Here is a 19,586-nt window from a genome sequence, read left to right on the forward strand (position 1 = left end):
AATTGATCTATGAGGAACTAGAAAAACTTCGGGAACGCATCATCAATGCCAGTAAGGAGCCGACCTATGGTCTACACCGGAAGAAGCAAATGCTGCTGTTCCGAAGCTTTAAACGCGAAGATTTCGGTGAAAAGGATATCAATGAAGATGAGATCTCTTTGCTTGTTAATCTAACACAACAGACCTTTTTAGTCATCGAGCGTGAACTGAAGCTTACGGGGTTCTGGGGGAGCATACCTGCGCGCAACAAATTGAAAGCAGAGCTTCAGAAGATACTGCTTTCACCGGTGTTTGTAATGCTTCCTGGTCTCGTAAAAAACCGTGCTCATATTATAAGTTGTATTAAATCGCAGAGAAGAATAACGATACCATTCTGTATGCGGAGTGATTGCATTGAACTGAAATATACGATTGAAAGATCTGCCAAGAGGCGCAAGCTGACCATCACCGTTGAAAGTGACCACAGTGTTGTTGTACATGCACCGGAAGGCACATCTGACGAGAAAATTGAACAGGTGGTGGCACCGAAGCGTCAATGGATTTATGAAAAATTGGCCATCCTCAGAAATATCAGGATTTGCTTCATGCGCCGGGGAAAGAACTCGTCAGTGGAGAATCTGCACTTTATTTGGGTCGCCAATACCGCATCGAGATCGTCAAAACAGGGTTATCGAAAATTGAATTTGCTCAACGGGAATGGTATATCGGTAAGGCAAAACAAAAGATTGTCTCACGAGTGAAAACATCACGCCCGACAACTCGGTGTCGATGTTGCCTTGGTCAAGATCGTTGACAACCGCTACCGGTGGGGCTCTTGTACCTTGAATGATAATGTCAATTTTAACTGGTGATTAATTAAAGCACCTATGTTTGTCATTGACTATATCATTGTCCATGAACTTGCTCACCTCAACAGGGCGAATCACACACCAAGTGCTAAAAAGGCTTTGGATGCGATGGAAAAGTATATAGAACAGCACGGAATGTCCGGCGCAGGCGATGTGCTTCGCGCAGCTGCACCTGAAATCTGGGAGGATATCTACTGGCGTGATAACAATGATTCAAGAACAAGAATGGATGTTTTGTAATCACAAATTCCGTTTATGCGGAGATCAATCAACTTGGGGTAAACCGACTACCCCTGATGAGGAGCCCGGTTGCGTATACACAAAACACCGGTTTCCGCTTTTTGATCGGAGTGGAATTGCGTTTGCTTATTGACAGCCGCTTTTTCGCTCCACTAACGGGTACGATAGCCCGGCAATGAAACTCGCCCAACAAATTGGGCAGACGCATGGGGAACTTCATCGTTATGGGGCCCTTTATGAGAAGTATATTCATGCTGGCAATGGACAACGCTTAAGGTTAAATATTATCTTATGCGGGAGGTCATCGCTTCTTGAAATTTGAACTAGGACGTTGCTTACTAAATGAACGATTGATGGAATCCGGAAAGTCAGCGGAATGGCTGGCAAAAGACTTGCTTTTTAAACCGGAACGAGTTTACGACTTTATTGAAAACAAAAGAGTGATGCCACTCAAAATTGCCATATCGATCGCCGATTCCATCGGTTGTGATGTTCGTGCCTTGTATGAATTAATTCCGAACGATAATGAAGTAAAGGGAGATTAATGGAATAAGTGGTAGGTTGCATTAAGACTACAACTGTGATCCATTAAGCTCCCTCAGTACGATTTAGTTTTCTCACGAATGCTCGCTTATTCGCAGGATTTCACCCTTGCCAGAAATGTGGAAAGATAGCTAGTGAAACCTAGTTGAAGACCAGGACAACATGAAGGCATGAGGAAATAGAGGGGGAGGTTGCAAACCCCATATCCTTCCATATACTGCACGCATTCTCCACGCCGGCCCTGGAGGTCTTCACTCCCATGTCTCAACGGGTCTGTGCCCTCTCATTCCTTCGTTACGCCTGTCCAAGGGTGCGGCGTGCGCCGTAAAACCATGCTGATCCCAAACTATAACGTATACTTTATTAAGTATATATATCCAAAACGTTCGATATATGGTGAATTCCGAAGAAAGATTATACTTTACAAAAGTGACAAGATTTAAGTATATTATGAAATGTAACCGCTTTACGAAAATATGCGAGAAGGGGGCGGATAATTAGGAAGACGCGACGGGAAACAGGGCTGCATCCGTCGAAATGTAAGCGCATCCATTTTAGTGGCGCCTGAAAGTTGCTTAGGGTTGTTAACCCATCCCAACAATACCTGTGGAGGTTCTCTCATGAAACGTTTGAAACAAACGATGGCGATTATTCTTTCTACCCTCCTCGCTGCCGGGTTCGTGACCGGCATCGATCCGGGTCGGCATGCTTTCGCCGATCCGGATCCCGCCCCGACCGCGAATACCCGAACGGTAGAGACGTTCCGTGCGGCGACGGTCATCGACGATTTTGAAACGGAGCAATCGGTTGCCGGATGGCATGCGGGCGACAACGTGTCCGCCATCTCCGCGGCAAGCAGCGCGCCGAACACGGGCTCGGCCTTCCAAGGGTCGAAAATGTTGAATGCGAAAAGCGTGCTCAATTTGCAAAATAATGTATGGCGTACCGTATTCCGTGAATTCTCGACTCCGGTCGATTGGAGCGCATCGCGTTATGTCATGATGGCCTTCAATCATTACGGCTATTTGCCGAATAACGATCCGTACCTCGTCCGGATCAAGCTTTACAGCGGCAGCGACGCCATCGAAGGCATTGTCGCGACGGATGAAAATCAATGGAACAAAATCGGCCTGTTTATCGGCGACTGGGCAGGCCGCAATGCGGTTGACAAAATCGAGGTCAGCTGGCAGCACGCTTACGACCGCGCCAATTATCCGGACGATCCGCACCCGTATTGGCCGGATCCGCAATTCCAGATCGATTACCTGCATCTGGCAAACGATCTTGGCTGGCAGTTCTCGTACGCGGGCGATGCCGAAGGCTGGACGTTCAACAGCGGCATCGTGGGTCCGGTCGTTGCCGACAGCAAGCTGACTTTCGATATTATCGGCAACGACCCGAATATGACGTCGGCGCCGATGCAATTGAACGCGGATACGAATAATGTAATCACGATAAAATTGCGTAACGGGACGGCGAATACGGTCGGTAAAATATATTGGACGACGGATACCGAGACGGGCTTAAGCGAATCGAAATCGCGTACTTTCGCGCTGCGCCCGAACGATGCCGGCTTTACCGAGTACAAAGTTTATATGATCGGACAACCGAATTGGACAGGTTCGATTACTCACCTGCGAATCGATCCGGCGGAGAACCCGACGGCGGCGGGCACGATACAGATCGACGGCATCAGCACAGGCCAAGAGGAGTATACGCCCGTCGAGCATATCGGCGTCGTCAGCAATGTCAAAGCTGCGGATACGGACATTCAAGTCGAAGGCTTCGTACCGGAAACGGTCGATGTGACGGGGAAAAGCTGGGCCCTGTATGAAGTGGCCCCTTATCAATATGAAGCGGACACCGCGCAGATGACACCTGTCGCCACCGCAGCCGGACCGCTTGCCGACAGGCAGTTCCGGTTCCAAATCCCGCGCTTCGACGGCGCGCGGGATCGCTATTACTCCAAGTTCGTCGTCGCGCTGGCCGATGACAACGGCGGCGATCCGCAATATGTCGATGCACCGCAGTACGTCAAGGAAATCGCGTTTGCAGCGGAGAATCGGTTCCCGTTTCCGACGGCCCGCTCCAAGAAGGGGCTGCAGGTGCAGATGGTTGACGATGCCGAAGAGCTCGGACTCAGCCACGCGGCGATCAACGTCTCTTACAACAGCTTGATGTACAAAACGGGCAGCAATCCGGCGGATACGATCGAGTATGTCGTGGACGGGGAAACGTTCTTTTTCCGCAAAGGCGCCGTCGAAGGGCTTGATCGGCAAATCAAACCGCTGTCGGACAACGACATCATCGTCAATTTGATCCTTCTTATGTACGACGTGGTAGATCCCGATTCGCCGAACGATTATTTGATCCATCCGGATGCGGCGCGCGGAAGCGGGATCGTATACGCCTTCAACACGACGAATGCGATGGGCGTCAAATATTTCAAAGCCGCGACTGAATTTTTGGTCGACCGCTATACGCGCGTGGACGAGAAATACGGCCGCGCCGTCGGTTACATCGTCGGCAACGAAGTCGATGCGCAGTGGGACTGGGCGAACATGGGCGAAAAGACGGTCGACCAGTTCATGGAGCAGTATGAACGTACAGTACGTATCGTGTATCAGGCAGCGCGCAAGAAATACGACAATCCGCGCGTATATATTTCCTTGACGCAAAGCTGGACCCAGCCGATCGGATCGCCGGCTACCCGATACTACAAGAGCCGCGACGTCATCGACAAGATGAATGCGCTGTCCAAGAAGTACGGCGACTTCCCTTGGCACGTGGCTTACCATCCGTACCCGGAAAACTTGTTCAATCCGGCGACGTGGAACGATCAGTCGGCGATCGACAGCGTCGATTCGCCGAAGGTGACGTTCAAAAACCTGCACATTCTCAGCCAGTACATGGGAAGACCGGAGCTTGCTTACGGTGGGGATCGCCGCCGTATTATTTTGTCGGAGCAAGGCTTTCATTCAAGCGACTACTCGGAAGAGGCAATGAATTTACAAGCGGCGGCCTATGCCTACGCTTACTACAAAACATTGTTCCTGGACGGAATCGACTCGTTTATTTTGCACCGTCATGTCGACCATAAGGGCGAGTTTGGCTTGCGCCTCGGTTTGTGGACATGGGATGACGGCCGGGCGGGCGCGAATTGGCCGGGCGAGAAGAAGGCGATTTACAACGTGTTCCGTGACATCGATACCGATAAGTCGCTGCAAGCAACCGAATTTGCCAAGCCGATCATCGGCATTGCCGACTGGAGCGAGATCGTCCCGGGCTTCGACCCGAACGTGCTGGCGCAGCGCACGGCGCCGGTACCGCAGCCGATCGAAATCAATAAGAAGGAAATTAAAAATCAAGACTTGGTCACGCGAGACGATTTCGAAACGGGCACCGACGGTTGGCAGATTGCAGACAATACGTATGCGCTCGATGCCGTTTCGACCGAAGACGCCTATAGCGGCAGCGGGGCGCTCGAAGTGAAATTCGCGGCGGAAGCCAAGCAGTGGCGCGGCGCTTTCAAGCCGTTAGCCGCTCCAATCGATGCTACGGCATCGCCTTATTTGAACGTCGCTGTAAAGCTGAATAACACGAATGCCGGCGATCCGTATTACATTAAGATCAAAGCCTACAGCGGGTTGGAGGTAGCCGAAGGCATCGCTTTGGTCGATCCTGCCAAGGGCTGGGCGAACTTATCCCTCGATTTGAGCGTATGGCCGCGCAAGAATGCGATCGATAAAATCAAAGTGTGGGCCCAATCGCCGACCAATCGCGACTGGAACGGTTCCATGCTGATCGATGACGTTATTTTCAGCAGCAAAAACAATGCCATGGGCGGATTGAAAAATATCGATATCTCGGCTTCGATGGATACGGCGACATTGGCGGTAGGCAGCAAGATCACAGTCGACGTAACGAATCGGGATTCGGCTGCGATGCATGGCGAGATCGGGTTGACCCCGATTGGCGACATTGCCTTTTCCACGAGCGCATTGCCCGTCGAAGGCTTGAATTTCGGACAGTCGAAACGGTTTGCGTTTACGGTGACGAGCTATACTCCAGGTGCTATTCAAGGGGTTACCGGGGTCCGTTTCGAATACCGGGATTCGGGGCATACCGTTCGGTTAGCCGTGCAAAAATATACCGGCGAAGATCAAGTCCCTGCCAATGTGAAGTTGCTGTACAACTTCGAGAACTCGACGAACGGCTGGACAGCCGGCGAAAATTCCGCGGGCGTGAGCAGCGTCGAATCGTTCGCGAATGGCCCGACAACGCCTTCGCTTGGTTCCTATGTCTTGGAAGTAGGCAATGCGCCGGTAGAAGCGAACAAATGGCACGCAGCAACCGTCACGCCGGCGACGGCGCTGAATATGTCGGACGCGCAATCGTTTATTTACGACATCAACGGCTACGGCGGCGTAGGCTCCGCTTATGAAACCCGCCTTCGCTTGTACAGCGGTACGGAAGTGTTCGAGCAAGTATTTTCAATGCAAGCCGACCGATGGAATCGTATCACGGCCGACATTTCCGGTTGGGCATTCAAAAACAATGTAACCAAAATCGAAATTGCGTTCCGGGCGCCTCAAAGCACGCTCATCTGGGGCGGACGGTTCCAGCTCGACTATATCGGTTATGTAAAGCCGTAAACCGATAGCAACCGATACCAAATCGAAAACACCTCCATCCATCATCGGCAGGATTCATGCCATGGGCGGGGGTGTTTCCGATCGACTTTGGGATGAAAAATGAGGGGAAAGCTGCCGCACGGCAGCTTTGTTGTGATGCAAACGGGCAGGAATGATCCGGTATCAGCCGCTGAAAGCGACGGAAATAATGCCGAAGGTAATGATGGTGGACATGGCGATGCGGCGCAGCCCTTGCCGTTCCTTCAGAAGGAAGACGCCGAGCAGCGTTCCGAACACGGTTCCGATCTCGCGGATGGGGGCACAAGCGAGGCCAGCGGCGCGAGCTTCATGGCGAACAGGAACAGCAGATAGGAACCCGGGGCGAAGAACGGTCCGATCAGAATCGTCTTCCAGTTGGCCTGCCATTCCCGCTTAATCTGCTTGGATTCGAGCACTGTATGTTCTTGTCATCCGACAATGAAAACGGCAATCAGACTAAGATGCCAGAGGAATTTCTAAATACCATAACCGAATACACCGATATTACAGTCAGGCCTACAAAAGGTTTTGAAGAATCCGGTTTGTACAAGCCCATGATCCTTACCTATACAGATGAGTTAGGCATAGACTACAGTAACGACAATGACGTCATGAAAGCTGAGATCCTGTAAGGAGCTATCACGTCAGGTGTTATGGTTGGGTCCGATGGGAAGTTCCGTCCAAACGCTAAGGTCACTCGGGCGGAAGCCGTTACTATCTTGCACAGGGTTTACACCGACATAGTAAATAATTAAGCAGACACTTAAAAGTTTAGTAGCAAGATTAAAAGCATCTATAAATAATAATAATAGGATCGGTCACTGCGACCGATCCTATTATTATGTCGGGTGACAAGGCATACATCTTCTAACCGGTGAAAGTCTGGTCACGGCAGGGGCCAAGCCCCTGTGTAGCTAGGGTACTTGCGTATGACGAAATCTGTGCGTAAACGCGTATCAACGAATGTACCTGCCAGAGACAGAACAGTAACATACCATGACGTAACTTGATGAGAATCAAGCCGCATCGTACAAAAAGACCTCGCTAGAGGATGGTGTTGTTTCACCGGTTCTGGCGAATATCTATCTGAGCTAATTCGACATTCTGTGGGGTAACGATATGGGAGCGGAATCAGGGAACTCACGCGCTACGTGGATGACCTCGTCTTTGTAAGCAAGTCAACTCAGGGTTGGTGGAACTATTTCTATACGGCCTACAGCCAGCAGAAAATGGTGAAGTTGGATAGGTATATTTGGCGAAGAAGCGGCAACTCTCACACATGGATGAATGCATTTTGCGAGGTTAGGTTCTTGGCTACACAATATAGACCAAAACGCTCTTGTAATCTTCATGTACATGAATGATGAACATCGGAAAGACCGCATAAGGGAAAATCTCACGTACGGTTTGATGAGGAGGGGCAGAATTTATCTGCCCATTACTCTAGAGCGAAAGGAATGGGTTAACGGCTAAGTGGTAGGCGGAGGAGTGGCTCAACTTCTGCTTTGTAACCAGGTTTTTTCGGCTACAGGTGGTTGTTGCCTCTCGAACTACTGCGCGACTCGAAGCTTCGGAAGTTCGTGCTACGCGCGATGCCGCTGCTCTGCATGCCGGCATTAAATATTAAACCGTAGGCCGGTTGATTTCCCGATGTTGAAGTCAGTAATTCGTTAGCGATGAAGGCCACACATGCACTGTTAACAATCAGGATATGTTGCGGATAAAAGTCTTTAATACTTTTGTACTTGACTATGAGGTGGTACGTACTTCGGCACCGGCTTGGATACACTTAAGCGGCGGCTTGCAGATGACAAAAATTAGGATACGTTCGAGATCTGCGTCATGGTTCACGGTAAGGATGCTGAACAAATCTGGGAACAATAACTTAAAAGCCGAGACAGTACCCAATCGATATTCGCAAAATATCAGAAAGTGAAAAAAATCTGTTTCCAACTGAATGGAAAACCAGCTAGCCTTAAACGAGAAATGCAAATCTGTAATTGATTCGAAGGAGTAATCGGATTTCAATTATTTAAATAGATATCGACCATATGTAGGCAAGGAATACATTAACATCTCAAATTGGGACGCGGAATAAAAGGGCCCGAGCGTCCTGTCGTTGGACTTTCGGGCCTTGGCGTCGACGGCGAGATCGGCTTTGATCGAAAATCTAGTGGGGGGAAATCTTTATTTTTAACAGCGCTTTCGTGCCCCTTCCCGGCTCCGAGGTCAGCGTGACTCCCGCGCCGTTGTCACGAGAAAACAAGCGAAGGCGTTCGTTCACGTTGAATAGACCATAGCTCTCGGCAAATTCACCCGGAGGAGGAGGTACGAGCAATCGTTCGAGACGTTCCGGAGGCATGCCTACGCCGTCGTCCTCGATGCCGATCAGCAGCCACGCTCCCTCAACTCTGGTGGATATTGCGATCGTGCCACGTTTCGGCCGTTTTCGGTGAATGCCGTGCAGGACCGCATTTTCGACGATCGGCTGGAGAGTCAGCTTCGGCAGGCGGCAGGCGAGAAGCGATTCCTCGATATCGTAGACCATCTCAATGCCTCCGTCGTCCCGCGTGTTATGAATGTGCATGTACGACCGGATCAATTGAAGCTCCTCGGCGAGGGTGACGACGTCGCGGCCTTTGTTCAAGCTTAGCCGGAAGTAGGTGGAGAGCGCCTCTATCAGATCGCTGATTTCTCCGGCTCCGCGACGGATGGCCATCCAGTTCATGCTGTCCAGTGTATTATACAGGAAATGCGGATCGATCTGGGCTTGGAGCGCCTTCAGTTGAGCGTCCCGTTCGTGCAGCTTGGACAAGTACGATTCCGCCGTCAGGTCGTGCACGGTCCGAACCATGCGGGAGATCGCGCTCTCGAGCTGCCGTAGGTCCCCTTTCGGCTTCGGCAGGCTGCCGTCGAAATGTGCAGAGCCTTCGGCTTTTAGGCTGCGGATCATTTCCCGAATTCGTTTGCTGAGACTTTCGGCCGCCGCCGCGAACGCGAGCACGAGGAAAAAGATAAAGACGATGGAGCCGATCCCGAGCAGCAGCACAGCGGAGATTTTCGTCAGGACGACGCTCTTACCGGATAGCTCTGACGTCGGTAGCTTGGCGACAATCGTCCAATCTGTACCCGGAATCCGGCGGAACAGGAAGGAGTACGTCCCCTGATCGTCCTGGAAGATGCCTTCCGGCGATTCCGCCAGCAGCTCCATCTGGCCGACGGTCAGATCGGCGGGTTTGCCAAACCGTTCCTCGTCCGGGTGGGAGACGAGCCGGCGATCGCTGTCCACGACGAACACTTCTTGAGAAGGAGAGAGGGAAACCCGGTTCAAAATCGCCCTGATGTCGTCCGCCTTGCTATCCACAGACAGCACCCCGATAATCGTCTTGTAGTGTAGCGGATCGTGAAGCATGCGCACGGCGGATACGACGTCGGCGTCGGGTTCTCCCAGATAAGACTGGCGGTACGTTCCCCGCCAGATGTTCACCCCATTCCGCGAAGTCATGTCGCGATACCAGGAGGCCCCGCGATCCAAGTCTTCCAGCGAAAAGAAACGAACCCCTTCTCGCGAGTACGTCAGCTTCGGGTCGACGAACAGGCGGAACCGGTGGATGCCCCGGTTCCGCTCCGCGCTGGTCACCAGCTTCTCAAGCGCTTGAAAATGCCAGTACTGCTCGAACGCGGGTTCATTTGTGCCGCTCAAATAGTCGACGATATCCTGGTTGGCGAGCAAACTGTCCGAGACGCTCGCGACGTTGTCCAGTCCGTTCGAGATATTATACTCTGCCTGGTTCAGCGTCTGTAGCATCGAATCGCTCATCTCCCGTTCGATGATGCCGGATGTCTACCAGTAATAGAGATAAAACAGCAGACAGCCCGGCAATAAGACAACACCGACGTAGATCGCGATCGCTTTTTTCGTGACGCTCGCGCCGGAGAACGCCCGCAAGTACCCCTTCAGCCATCTCCAACCGTTCATAAGCCGCGCTCCCGGAACTCGCCCGGCGTATAGCCCGTTTGCCTCTTGAACAGCTTTCCGAAATACCCTGGATCCTTGTACCCGACCGCGTAACAGACGTCGTAAGGCTTGTTCGCGGGATCGGCCAGCAGCCGTTTCGCCACGGCTATCCGCGTCTCGACGACGTATTCGTTCAACGTCAAACCCGTCTCTTGCTTAAACAAGAGGCAGACGTAGGTCGTAGTCAAGTAGACGGAGGAAGCGATCCGGGCGTTCGTCAAATCTTCCGCGTAATGCCTCTCGATATATCGCCTGATATGCGCCACGACGTTGTGCGTCTTTTTCTCGCGCTTGTCCGAGATTTCGGCGTACGTCAAACTCAGATGACGAACGGCCTCTACGCTCAGCTCACCGACCGTCTCGGCCGAAGCAATTGCTTGCCACAACCGCAACTCGCTCTCTTCCAGCCATTTGAAACGTGTTGTCGTCTATGATCCGGATCTCGTCAGATCCGTCAATTTGCCTGAGAAGGTAGAGGCATGCTTGCTTAAGGAAGGGATTCCTCTTATCGAGCCTGCGGATGCCGTCTTAGGCGTTCGCTTCCAATCGTTCGCGGATATGGGACTTCTGCACGCTGGCGAACGCAAGCTGCTGCCCATCGGATACGAATGGGAGCCGGAAAGCGCCATTCTGGGGCTGGCTCAAGGTTCGGGACATCTATGTTCCTTCCACCCGGCCTCCGGGCAATCAGGATTCGTTAACTCGGATATTCGTCTTTTTCTGTTGTTCTTATCCTGCGTCCGATCGTTTACAGCAAGTCACTCCGAAGGTGATCAAGTGACGATATGGACGGCGGAGGAAATGCGTGAATGACTGGCCGCCTTCCGCCGCGGTGAGATCGTCCCGCAGCGTCCGAAACGGCTGGCCTTCGACCGCAAGGCGGAGTTGACCCGGATGCGGGCTTTGTTTGAAGAGAAGGACGTGGCCAGCCTGGCAGACGAAAACCATTGGTGGAGCTGCGTGCTTGAGCAACTGGAAGACGGCTTGTTATAGGACTTCGCAGACGGGACCTTCCGTCCGAGTAGGAGTGGCCTTGATTACAGTTGCCAGCGGTATTATGAAATTGACTATTTCTTATACAATTATAAAAGGAGCTGACTCCCGCGATCGATTCATCGATAAGCGCTGAGTCAGCTCCTGCTCAATTACTTCTAATTTGAAGGCTCTTGCTTACGACAACCATCATAGTGGTCAATACCAGAAAATAGACAGGCATCGTCAGCAACGATTCGTTATGCAAAAAGCTCATACCGCTCGTAATTAAGCTAACGAGCAGGTAGTAGCCCAATCCGAATACTGCTCCGGCAGTTCCGAGCACATCTCCATAGCGGACAAGCGCGAGACTGAGACAGTTCGGAATTGCCATACCTACTCCGAGCAATAATATGAAAATGCCAATCACCATTAGTGCCATATGAACCAAAGTCGGCTGCAGGCCATTTAGCGCCAGACCAACCAAGAATAGAGCGCCAACTGCTGCAATCAGACAGCCGATCATAATGATTTTTTCCGCGGCATAGCTCTGAAGCATTCTCTTCGATGCCATCGCCCCGATGATCGAGGACAATGCCACAAAAATACCGAAAAAACCAAACCAGCCAGGACTCATCTGAAAAAAATCAATAAATATAAACGGTGCTTCTGCGTAATAGCTGAACAAAATGCCATTCGTCACACCGATTAGAATGCCGAATGCCCAAACGCAGCCGTCTGTAAGCATCCGTTTGGCAACTGCCAGTGTGCTGATCTTCGTTATCGCAGATGCCGCACTAGTCTCAGGTAGCGAGCGCCATGTGTAGGCGAAGATCGCAATACTCATCACGACCAATGTCATAAATACGGCGCGGAAGCCAAGCCATTGATCCATCCAGCCGCCAATTAGCGGCCCGATTGCAGGCGTAAAGGCTAGCGCCGCAGAAATTTGTGCAAACATGCCATGGCGTTTATCAGTAGCAATGCTTTCTCGCAATATCGTCTGTGTGACGACTGAGCCGGTGCTAGCACCGAAGGCTTGAATAAAACGGCTAACGAGCAGCCATTCGACAGAAGGGGAGAGGTAACATCCAATACTCCCGATGCCATAGACAACGATGCCCCATAACAGTGAAGGCCTGCGGCCAATTGCATCCGACAATCTGCCCCAACAAAACACACCTACTGCAAATCCGAAAAAATAGATGCTTAGCGTCAACTGAATGCTATTGCCGCTGGCATGCAGCTGCTCTGCGATATCTGGTAATGACGGCGTATAGATCGTTTCGCTAATTTGCGGGAATCCTACAAGAATAATAAACAACAGCAATGATGGTGTTGAGATTTTTTGTGCCATATTGTTCGCCCCCTATAATTCCAAAATCTCAATATCAGGCTAAGCCTAAAGAGAAATTGGCGAAATTACGGGATCGGGGGCTTGCACTTGCTTAATCTGGAAAATGATAACATGTTCGTTCACCTTGGCTTTTATTTATAGGGGGGACTACATAACCTAGAAGTATAGCAATTATTCGAAGCGATAACAACAGAGAAAACAGCGCAATCCTCACTTCGGCAAATGAATATCGACAAACTCGCTAACATCATGCTCTTTTTTGAGTGCGGTGCGCAAATAGTTTCCCTTGTCGTCTTCGGCTGTATGACCTAGCGTATCGGCTATAAAGCCGATCGGAGCGCCATGCTTCTTGTCTGTTTAATGATTATGATTTTGGCTGTTGTTATAATTGTCCTCGCCGTAGGCGGATAAGTAGTATTTTTTGCCTTCATTTGTGTGAAGGCATATTTTTTGAGGTGAAGCCTTTGTATAGTGCGTTGAGCCACATAGACAGTTTCTCTGAGTTATTTTTTGCAGTTGTATTTATTGCAGTGAATGTATTTTTTAAATTAAGAAGAACAGACGACGATTGATATTGATTCAATGAAAAACATGACTAAACTAAGGGTTTACGATAGTTCAACACCAAAACGGCTGCCACAGGGCAGCCGTCATTGCGCTAACGGCAGTTTAGTTAAACAAGAAATAGAGAATGAACAGCACGGAATGTCTGGCGCAGGCGATGTGCTTCGCGCAGCTGCACCTGAAATCTGGGAGGATATCTACTGGCGTGATAACAATGATTCAAGACGCATAACTACAACGTTCTGTTTGAACTTTTTCCATGAATGGCTGATGTTATCGATGAAAGAGAATCCAAAAGTTGCATGAGCTGATGTTGTACATATGAAAGTTGAAACAGACCGTATTCAGCACGAGAAGCTCAAAGTGTAAGGTTTGAATTGGTTATAATTTCGAAGAAAACCGTCATCTTATTAGGTGGCGTTTTTTTGTTTTTAATAACTAATTGCGTAATGCAATAATTATTCCTATAATATGATAATAGATATTGTAAAATGGTGGTGATTAAGTGAAGGATAGTGGAATCCAAGCGCCGACACAAAGTGTAGTACGAGCATTAACTATTTTATCTTGTTTTTCAGATGAGCAACCAGAGGTGAGAGTGAGTGATGTTGCTAAACAGTTGGATTTAACCATTAGTAATGTTTCGCGACTGTTAGCGACGATGGAAGCGATGGGATACGTTGAGAAGGATGAACTCTCTGGATTCTATCGATTAGGGACGAAAATTGTCACCTTGGGTGGAATAGCTTTGAATAATTACGACATTCGTAAGCAGGCACTACCGGAATTGCACGCATTAGAGCAGCAGCTCGGATTGGGTGCGAATCTCGCTATGTTAAAAGAAAACCAAATTTTCTATTTAGCTCACGTCGATAGTCATCATTCACCGCGAATGTACACGTTGATCGGCAGAAGCAATCCATTGCATTGTACAGGAATTGGCAAAGTACTGTTAGCGCACATGGGTAGTGACCAACTTGAGAAGGCGTTATCTTCGGATCAGTTATTCGCTTATACAAGCAAGACCTTAACGAGCAAGGAACAGCTTATGGAACAGCTTCAGTGGATTCGCGAACGCGGATATGCGATGGAAGATGAAGAATTGGCATTAGGCAGAGCGTGTCTTGCAGCGCCTGTTCGGAATCGTATGGGAGATGTGATTGCGGGCATCAGTATTTCAGGTTCATTATCTGAGATCCGCCTGGAGCAAAGAGAGCAGGAGCTGAGTCGAATTTTAATCGAGGTGTCTGATCATATTTCGATGAAGATGGGCTATATTACAAGCTCTTCTCATTCGAATCGTCTACTCAACCCCTAAGTGACAACACGAGAGGAGTAATGCCATTATGAAATTGTTATTAGTCATTGATTCTGGTACAACGAATAGCCGTATCCGTTTAACCGATGGCACTAATGTCTTGGCTACCGTTAGCCGTCCTGTTGGTGCGAAAGATGTTGCTGTCACCGGAAGTACACAAGTATTGGAGGCTGCCTTACGAGAAGCGATTGAGGAACTTCTCACAGCGCAGCAGCTTACGATGGATGAGATCGAATCGATTATTGCCTCTGGCATGATTACATCCAATATGGGATTGTTAGAAATTCCTCATCTCCCTGCACCTGCGGGAATCGACGAAATGAAAGCAGGAATGATTAGTCGGACCTATCCATCCGTTACAGATCGTCCGATTTTGTTTGTTCCCGGGATAAAAACAGGATTTCAAGCAGATGCGAATCTCATGGAGAAAGATATGATGCGCGGAGAAGAGGCGGAGATTATCGGTTATTTGCATGAAATTGGCGAAGCGGCTCAGGAGCCGATGCTATTCATGCACTATGGTTCTCACCATAAAGGCATTTTGCTTGAAAATGGTCGAATCGTAGGCTGTGCAACCTCGGTTACGGGTGAATTGATGATGGCGATTCAGCAGCAGACGATATTGAAGAATAGCCTTGTGTCACCATCTGACGTATTGCCTGATCTAGCGATTGTAAAGCAAGGACTTGCGATCGCCAGAGCATCTGGCTTCGGACATGCTTTGTTCCGTTCTCGGATTATGCATGTCATGGATGGTGAAGATAAGCAAGCTGCTACAAGCTTGTTTCTGGGTGCTCTAATCGCTTTGGATATGGCGATGCTTGAGCAAATGATGACGGCAGAGACGAAGCACATTGTTTTGTATGGTAAAGAGCTTTTTCCTTCACTATTCCGTATCCTTCTGAATGAGCAGTACCCGCATATGAGGGTGACTGTCATTTCGGAAGCTTTGTCAGATCAATTGAGCGCCAAAGGCGCTGTTCAATTATATCAAGCTTACAAGGAGGGACTAAACTAATGGTGACATCATCTTTATTACTTCCATTAGAACAGCATAAAGTCGTTGTTATTATTCGAGGCATTGCACCAGCTTACATGAGCGATTTGTTCCAAGCTTTGTATGACGGCGGTATCCGCATGGCAGAAATCACTTTGAATTCAGAGCACGCATTGGAATCGATCAGCATGATGCGCAAAGCATATGACGGACGAATGATGGTCGGAGCGGGTACAGTGCTGAATGAAGCTAGTGCCAAAGATGCGATTGCTGCTGGTGCACAATTTCTTGTTTCGCCGAACGTGGATGAAGGCATGATTCGTTATGCTGTTGCGAATGGTGTTCTTCCTTTGCCAGGAGCGATGACGGCAACTGAAGTGGTTCAAGCTGTGCGCTTCGGTTCGCCGGTAGTCAAAATCTTCCCTTGCTCCAGTCTTGGCCCTAACTATATAAAAGAATTGAAGGGACCACTGAACGATATTCCTATGCTTGCTGTTGGTGGGATCAATGAAGATAACGTTGCTGCATACATGAAGGCGGGAGCCATCGGTGTAGGAATTGGCGGCAGCATGGTTAACAAAGAATGGATCCATTCAGGACGCTTTGATTTGATACGAGACTATGCGACTATGCTTAGAGCGAGTATGGGAATAATGGAAACAATAATCGACACTCACACATAGTCATCATTCTAACTTAAGATCGGAATGTCAGGAGGAAAGTAGAATGGGTCGATTGATCGATCATATATTGCCTACTACGTTAAAGCTTCGCTTGTTCGTAGCTTTTATTGTGCTAATCCTCCTGCCTTTCTCACTATTAATGCTGCATCACTTCAGCAATGTGGAATCTGTGTTGCAGCGTACTTTTAGTGAGCAGAGCATGGAGCAAATGCAAAAGATTAACCAATCCTTTGATGAGATGATTAACGATGCTTATCGTACGTCTGTTTTGTTAAATCAAGATTCATTAGTGCGGCGCGTGCTGCAAAAACCCGATCAATTCAATGAGATTGAACGCGTTTCACTCATCGAGGAACGTTTTCGAGCCATTAATAATAGTTTATTTCTCACAACCCCACAAGTGTTTTATACAATCGTAGATTTGAAAGGTCATGTGTATTCCTCCTACATGCCAGCAGAACCTTTTTCATCTCAAACTCAATTACAACAATCGCCGAGATTTCAAGAAGCATTGAAAGGCATACTGCCTTATACGTTAGCCATTGAACCGAATTATGTTCACGCTGAAGTTTCTCGCAGTTCGGATGTTCTCTCTATTCACGTAGCTTTGCTTGATGGAAGCTATAAGCCTTATGCTGTCGCACGGATCAGCATTGATTATTATCAGTGGTATCAGAACCTTACACATGCTTATCCATCAGAACATATTTATGCGATTGTACAACCAGATGGCATTATACAATCATCGACAACCAACCCTGTACAAGCTATTTCTTTCGAACAGTTGGATGCATTCGGAACAGCGCAGGGACACTATGAATCAGATGGTTCCATAATTAACTACAGCTTTATGCCCTCCATGGGATGGTATCTGGTGAAGCAGGTGCCAACCGATATTGTATTTGCTGAAGTGAAGCACTTGAAACGCTCCTTTTTTATTACGTTCTTTCTGTTTACGGCGGCTTTTATTGGCATGACCTTCTTAATTGCTTCTGCGGTCACACGTCCGTTGAAACGATTCCAGGAAAGCATGTCGCAAGTAGCGCAATCGCAGTTGAAAATTCATTTGCCAGAAGAACAATATCGTGGTGAAGTGCTGCAGTTGGCTACGTCCTTCAACCAGATGGTAAGTGATATTCAAAAGCTGGTGAAGCAACTGAACCAAGAAGAGCGGATGAAAGAAGCCGTTCATTTTCGCATGCTGCATTCTCAGACGAATCCTCATTTTTTGCTAAACACATTAAATACAATCAAATGGATCGCGATGAATGATCACAATCAACGCATCGTAGACATCTGTTTGGCGCTGGGTCGATTGCTGGAGGCTGGGCTGAATTCGGAAAGCGAACTGATTCATTTGAAGGATGAAATTGAACTTGTGAATGCCTTTATCCAGATTCAGTGCTTCCGTTATAACAAGCAGTATGAGATAAACTGGGAATATGATGAAATGGTATCTTTTGCCCTGGTGCCTAAGCTTAGCTTGCAGCCGCTAGTGGATAATGCCATTATCCATGGATTCGCAGGGAAAAGTACAGGGATCATTCAAATTCGCATTACGGCAGATGATAAGTTTTTGGACGTTGCTGTGCTTGATAATGGGATTGGACCTGAAGCCTCCAAGAAACATAGCAGTAAAACATCCAAACATAGCGGCATTGGTTTGAACAATTTACGAGAGCGCTTGCACTTGTTATTCAAAGACCAAGCGAGTTTAGAGATGACATCGACGAATGAGGGGACACTCGTATATTTTCGCATGCCGCTGCTTATTTCAGAACCCTATGAATAGGAGGATATCGAATGTTAACCGTTCTACTGGTGGAAGATGAAATTTTAGTTCGTGAATCTGTGAAACGGATCATCCCTTGGGAGTCGTTAGGGTTTCAAGTCGTTGCAGAAGCCGATCATGGTGAAGAGGCGATGACTTGTATTCGTCAATTCAATCCGGACCTTGTTATTACAGATATTATTATGCCGATTATGAATGGAGTCGACTTATTGAAAGAGGCACGAAAAGAAGGCTATGAAAGCCGTTTTATCGTTTTGTCTTGCATGAGTGATTTTGAATATGTGAGAGAAGCGATGGAGTACGGTGCTTCCAATTACATTTTGAAATTATCGATGAACATTGAGTCGCTGACCGAGGCTTTGCAGAAAGTAAAGTTGGAGATGCTGAAGGATTCTAGTCAACAGGTAACTTCACTGCAGCCATTCTATGAACACATATGGGGACAGATTGGTGAGCAGGTGATTGTTCAGAAGTCAGATATTCGCGAGCGTTTTCCCTTGACGGGTTTTGAGGGGTTGCATTTGATCGTGTTGGTTTCCACCCATGGTTCAGAAACGTTCGATAAAAATAAGCTGCTGCGTATGGAGCTCTGGTCACATGTCCAGCCTCAAACGATTCATACCTTTTCGAAATGGGGCCAGACGGCTTTTTTTTGTTGGTTTACTGCTGAGAAAGATGCGGAGCATGTATTAGAAAACCTACGTAAAACACAGCTTATGCGATACCGAATCGAATATAGCTCTGTCGTTCGTTTGGAGCAGCTTTATGAGGCTTGGGGTCAAGCATTATCTCGCTCAGATCGATACTGGTATGAGGAAAAAAGGGACAATGCTCTGTTAGAAGATCCTTCTACCTTTGCGGGAGAACAGGATTTGTGGAAAATGGAACGCATCATCATTCTTGTATTCGAACAAATGAAAGCCGATCGCTGCTGTGAACGACTGATTCAATTGTTTGACCACATGAGAATACAGCAAAAATCGATGTATCGTGTGAAAGAAACGGCAAGGCGATTAAGTCAAACGTTCAGTCGTATTATGAACCAACCGTTAGAGCTGCAAAGTGAGATTGCCTTATGCGGAAGTCATGAGCAGCTTTGCTCCATGTTGATAGGGATGGTACAGACGAAGCTGCAACAGTGGGAGCGCAACTTCCCAATTCTTACGGATCATCCTGAAATCAATAAGGTCGTCGATTATATTCGAATGAACTACCATCAAGAGATAACAGTAAAAAGTATGGCGAAGCTGGTTGCGATGGATGAGAAATATTTGAGCGGTTTATTCAAGAAGAAAACGGGTGATACCTTAATTCATTTTCTTCAACGCGTTCGAATCCGGAGAGCAGAAAATTACTTGCATACAACGGATTTAAGTGTGAATGAAATTGGAGCAATGGTCGGGTATCCGAATGATAATTACTTCATCAAGGTTTTCGTTCGGTGGACGAAGCAGACGCCGAGTCAATATCGGAAAAGTGCGATGACCTAATATATGGGTAGAAAAAGCGGGGAATCGTACGATTGTCTAGGGTTTTGTTCTATTCGATCAAGGTGTGAAAGCTGCAAACTGCTAAGAACAC

General features: G+C 48.4%; 17 protein-coding genes and 1 pseudogene. 13 read left to right on the forward strand and 5 right to left on the reverse strand.

Features of this window, described 5'->3' with window-relative positions:
- Positions 1-2: 2 nt before the first annotated feature.
- From NNL21_RS32050 to NNL21_RS32070, 5 genes and pseudogenes are all read left to right on the forward strand, one after another.
- On the forward strand, positions 3-740 hold the full coding sequence (locus NNL21_RS32050) for a YgjP-like metallopeptidase domain-containing protein (RefSeq protein ID WP_204822230.1): 738 nt from the start codon (positions 3-5) through the stop codon (positions 738-740).
- A 12-nt stretch (positions 741-752) separates the two neighbouring features.
- Positions 753-923: pseudogene (locus tag NNL21_RS32055) on the forward strand (M48 metallopeptidase family protein); the annotation flags it as partial.
- Between the two features lie 33 nt (positions 924-956).
- A complete protein-coding gene (locus NNL21_RS32060; RefSeq protein WP_256555633.1) occupies positions 957-1,088 on the forward strand; it encodes a hypothetical protein in 132 nt (43 codons plus the stop codon).
- A 311-nt stretch (positions 1,089-1,399) separates the two neighbouring features.
- Positions 1,400-1,633 (forward strand): transcriptional regulator, encoded by a 234-nt coding sequence (locus tag NNL21_RS32065; protein WP_076106729.1) that lies wholly within the window; start codon positions 1,400-1,402, stop codon positions 1,631-1,633.
- 618 nt (positions 1,634-2,251) lie between these two features.
- Entirely contained in the window at positions 2,252-6,286 is a 4,035-nt protein-coding gene (locus tag NNL21_RS32070; protein ID WP_204822232.1) for a DUF5722 domain-containing protein, read from the forward strand.
- Between the two features lie 162 nt (positions 6,287-6,448).
- On the opposite strand, the gene NNL21_RS32075 is transcribed toward NNL21_RS32070, so the two are convergent.
- Positions 6,449-6,691 carry a DMT family transporter gene (locus NNL21_RS32075; RefSeq protein ID WP_256555624.1) on the reverse strand — a complete coding sequence of 81 codons (243 nt, stop codon included), beginning with the start codon at positions 6,689-6,691 and terminating at the stop codon, positions 6,449-6,451.
- A gap of 251 nt (positions 6,692-6,942) precedes the next feature.
- Between NNL21_RS32075 and NNL21_RS36910 the strand changes: the two genes are divergently transcribed.
- Complete coding sequence (locus tag NNL21_RS36910) at positions 6,943-7,059, forward strand: S-layer homology domain-containing protein (RefSeq protein ID WP_373567622.1); 117 nt, start codon at positions 6,943-6,945, stop codon at positions 7,057-7,059.
- Positions 7,060-8,474: 1,415 nt separating this feature from the next.
- Here the strand turns inward: NNL21_RS36910 and NNL21_RS32080 are convergent.
- Genes NNL21_RS32080 through NNL21_RS32090 form a run of 3 tightly spaced genes read right to left on the reverse strand, consistent with a single transcriptional unit; the run spans position 8,475 to position 10,714 of the window.
- Entirely contained in the window at positions 8,475-10,139 is a 1,665-nt protein-coding gene (locus NNL21_RS32080) for a cache domain-containing sensor histidine kinase (protein WP_507176571.1), read from the reverse strand.
- A 9-nt stretch (positions 10,140-10,148) separates the two neighbouring features.
- Positions 10,149-10,283, reverse strand: a complete 135-nt coding sequence (locus tag NNL21_RS32085; RefSeq protein ID WP_256555626.1) for a hypothetical protein — start codon at positions 10,281-10,283, stop codon at positions 10,149-10,151.
- Positions 10,280-10,714 (reverse strand): helix-turn-helix transcriptional regulator, encoded by a 435-nt coding sequence (locus NNL21_RS32090; protein WP_204822236.1) that lies wholly within the window; start codon positions 10,712-10,714, stop codon positions 10,280-10,282. The genes NNL21_RS32085 and NNL21_RS32090 overlap by 4 nt, the downstream gene beginning before the upstream one ends.
- Positions 10,715-10,733: 19 nt before the next feature.
- On the opposite strand from NNL21_RS32090, the gene NNL21_RS32095 reads away from it, so the two are divergent.
- Complete coding sequence (locus NNL21_RS32095) at positions 10,734-11,135, forward strand: SUKH-4 family immunity protein (RefSeq protein WP_204822237.1); 402 nt, start codon at positions 10,734-10,736, stop codon at positions 11,133-11,135.
- A gap of 328 nt (positions 11,136-11,463) precedes the next feature.
- Here NNL21_RS32095 and NNL21_RS32100 read toward each other — a convergent pair whose 3' ends face one another.
- On the reverse strand, positions 11,464-12,651 hold the full coding sequence (locus NNL21_RS32100; protein WP_204822238.1) for a multidrug effflux MFS transporter: 1,188 nt from the start codon (positions 12,649-12,651) through the stop codon (positions 11,464-11,466).
- A 582-nt stretch (positions 12,652-13,233) separates the two neighbouring features.
- On the opposite strand from NNL21_RS32100, the gene NNL21_RS32105 reads away from it, so the two are divergent.
- The 6 genes from NNL21_RS32105 to NNL21_RS32130 all read left to right on the forward strand — a co-directional run bounded on the left by NNL21_RS32105 (position 13,234) and on the right by NNL21_RS32130 (position 19,495).
- Positions 13,234-13,521 (forward strand): hypothetical protein, encoded by a 288-nt coding sequence (locus tag NNL21_RS32105; protein ID WP_204822239.1) that lies wholly within the window; start codon positions 13,234-13,236, stop codon positions 13,519-13,521.
- Positions 13,522-13,720: 199 nt separating this feature from the next.
- Positions 13,721-14,533 carry an IclR family transcriptional regulator gene (locus NNL21_RS36665; RefSeq protein ID WP_204822240.1) on the forward strand — a complete coding sequence of 271 codons (813 nt, stop codon included), beginning with the start codon at positions 13,721-13,723 and terminating at the stop codon, positions 14,531-14,533.
- Positions 14,534-14,561: 28 nt separating this feature from the next.
- Positions 14,562-15,551: a 2-dehydro-3-deoxygalactonokinase gene (locus tag NNL21_RS32115; RefSeq protein WP_204822241.1), complete on the forward strand. Its 990-nt coding sequence runs from the start codon at positions 14,562-14,564 to the stop codon at positions 15,549-15,551.
- Positions 15,551-16,213, forward strand: coding sequence for a bifunctional 4-hydroxy-2-oxoglutarate aldolase/2-dehydro-3-deoxy-phosphogluconate aldolase (locus tag NNL21_RS32120; RefSeq protein WP_204822242.1), 663 nt, complete (start codon positions 15,551-15,553; stop codon positions 16,211-16,213). Before NNL21_RS32115 ends, NNL21_RS32120 begins: the two co-directional genes overlap by 1 nt.
- Before the next feature lie 43 nt (positions 16,214-16,256).
- Complete coding sequence (locus NNL21_RS32125; protein WP_204822243.1) at positions 16,257-18,005, forward strand: cache domain-containing sensor histidine kinase; 1,749 nt, start codon at positions 16,257-16,259, stop codon at positions 18,003-18,005.
- An 11-nt stretch (positions 18,006-18,016) separates the two neighbouring features.
- The gene (locus NNL21_RS32130; protein WP_204822244.1) at positions 18,017-19,495 is read left to right on the forward strand and encodes a response regulator; all 1,479 of its coding nucleotides are present in this window, start codon (positions 18,017-18,019) and stop codon (positions 19,493-19,495) included.
- The last annotated feature ends 91 nt before the right edge of the window (positions 19,496-19,586 follow it).

Source organism: Paenibacillus mendelii, assembly GCF_024498075.1.
GTDB classification, from domain to species: Bacteria; Bacillota; Bacilli; order Paenibacillales; family Paenibacillaceae; genus Paenibacillus_Z; species Paenibacillus_Z mendelii.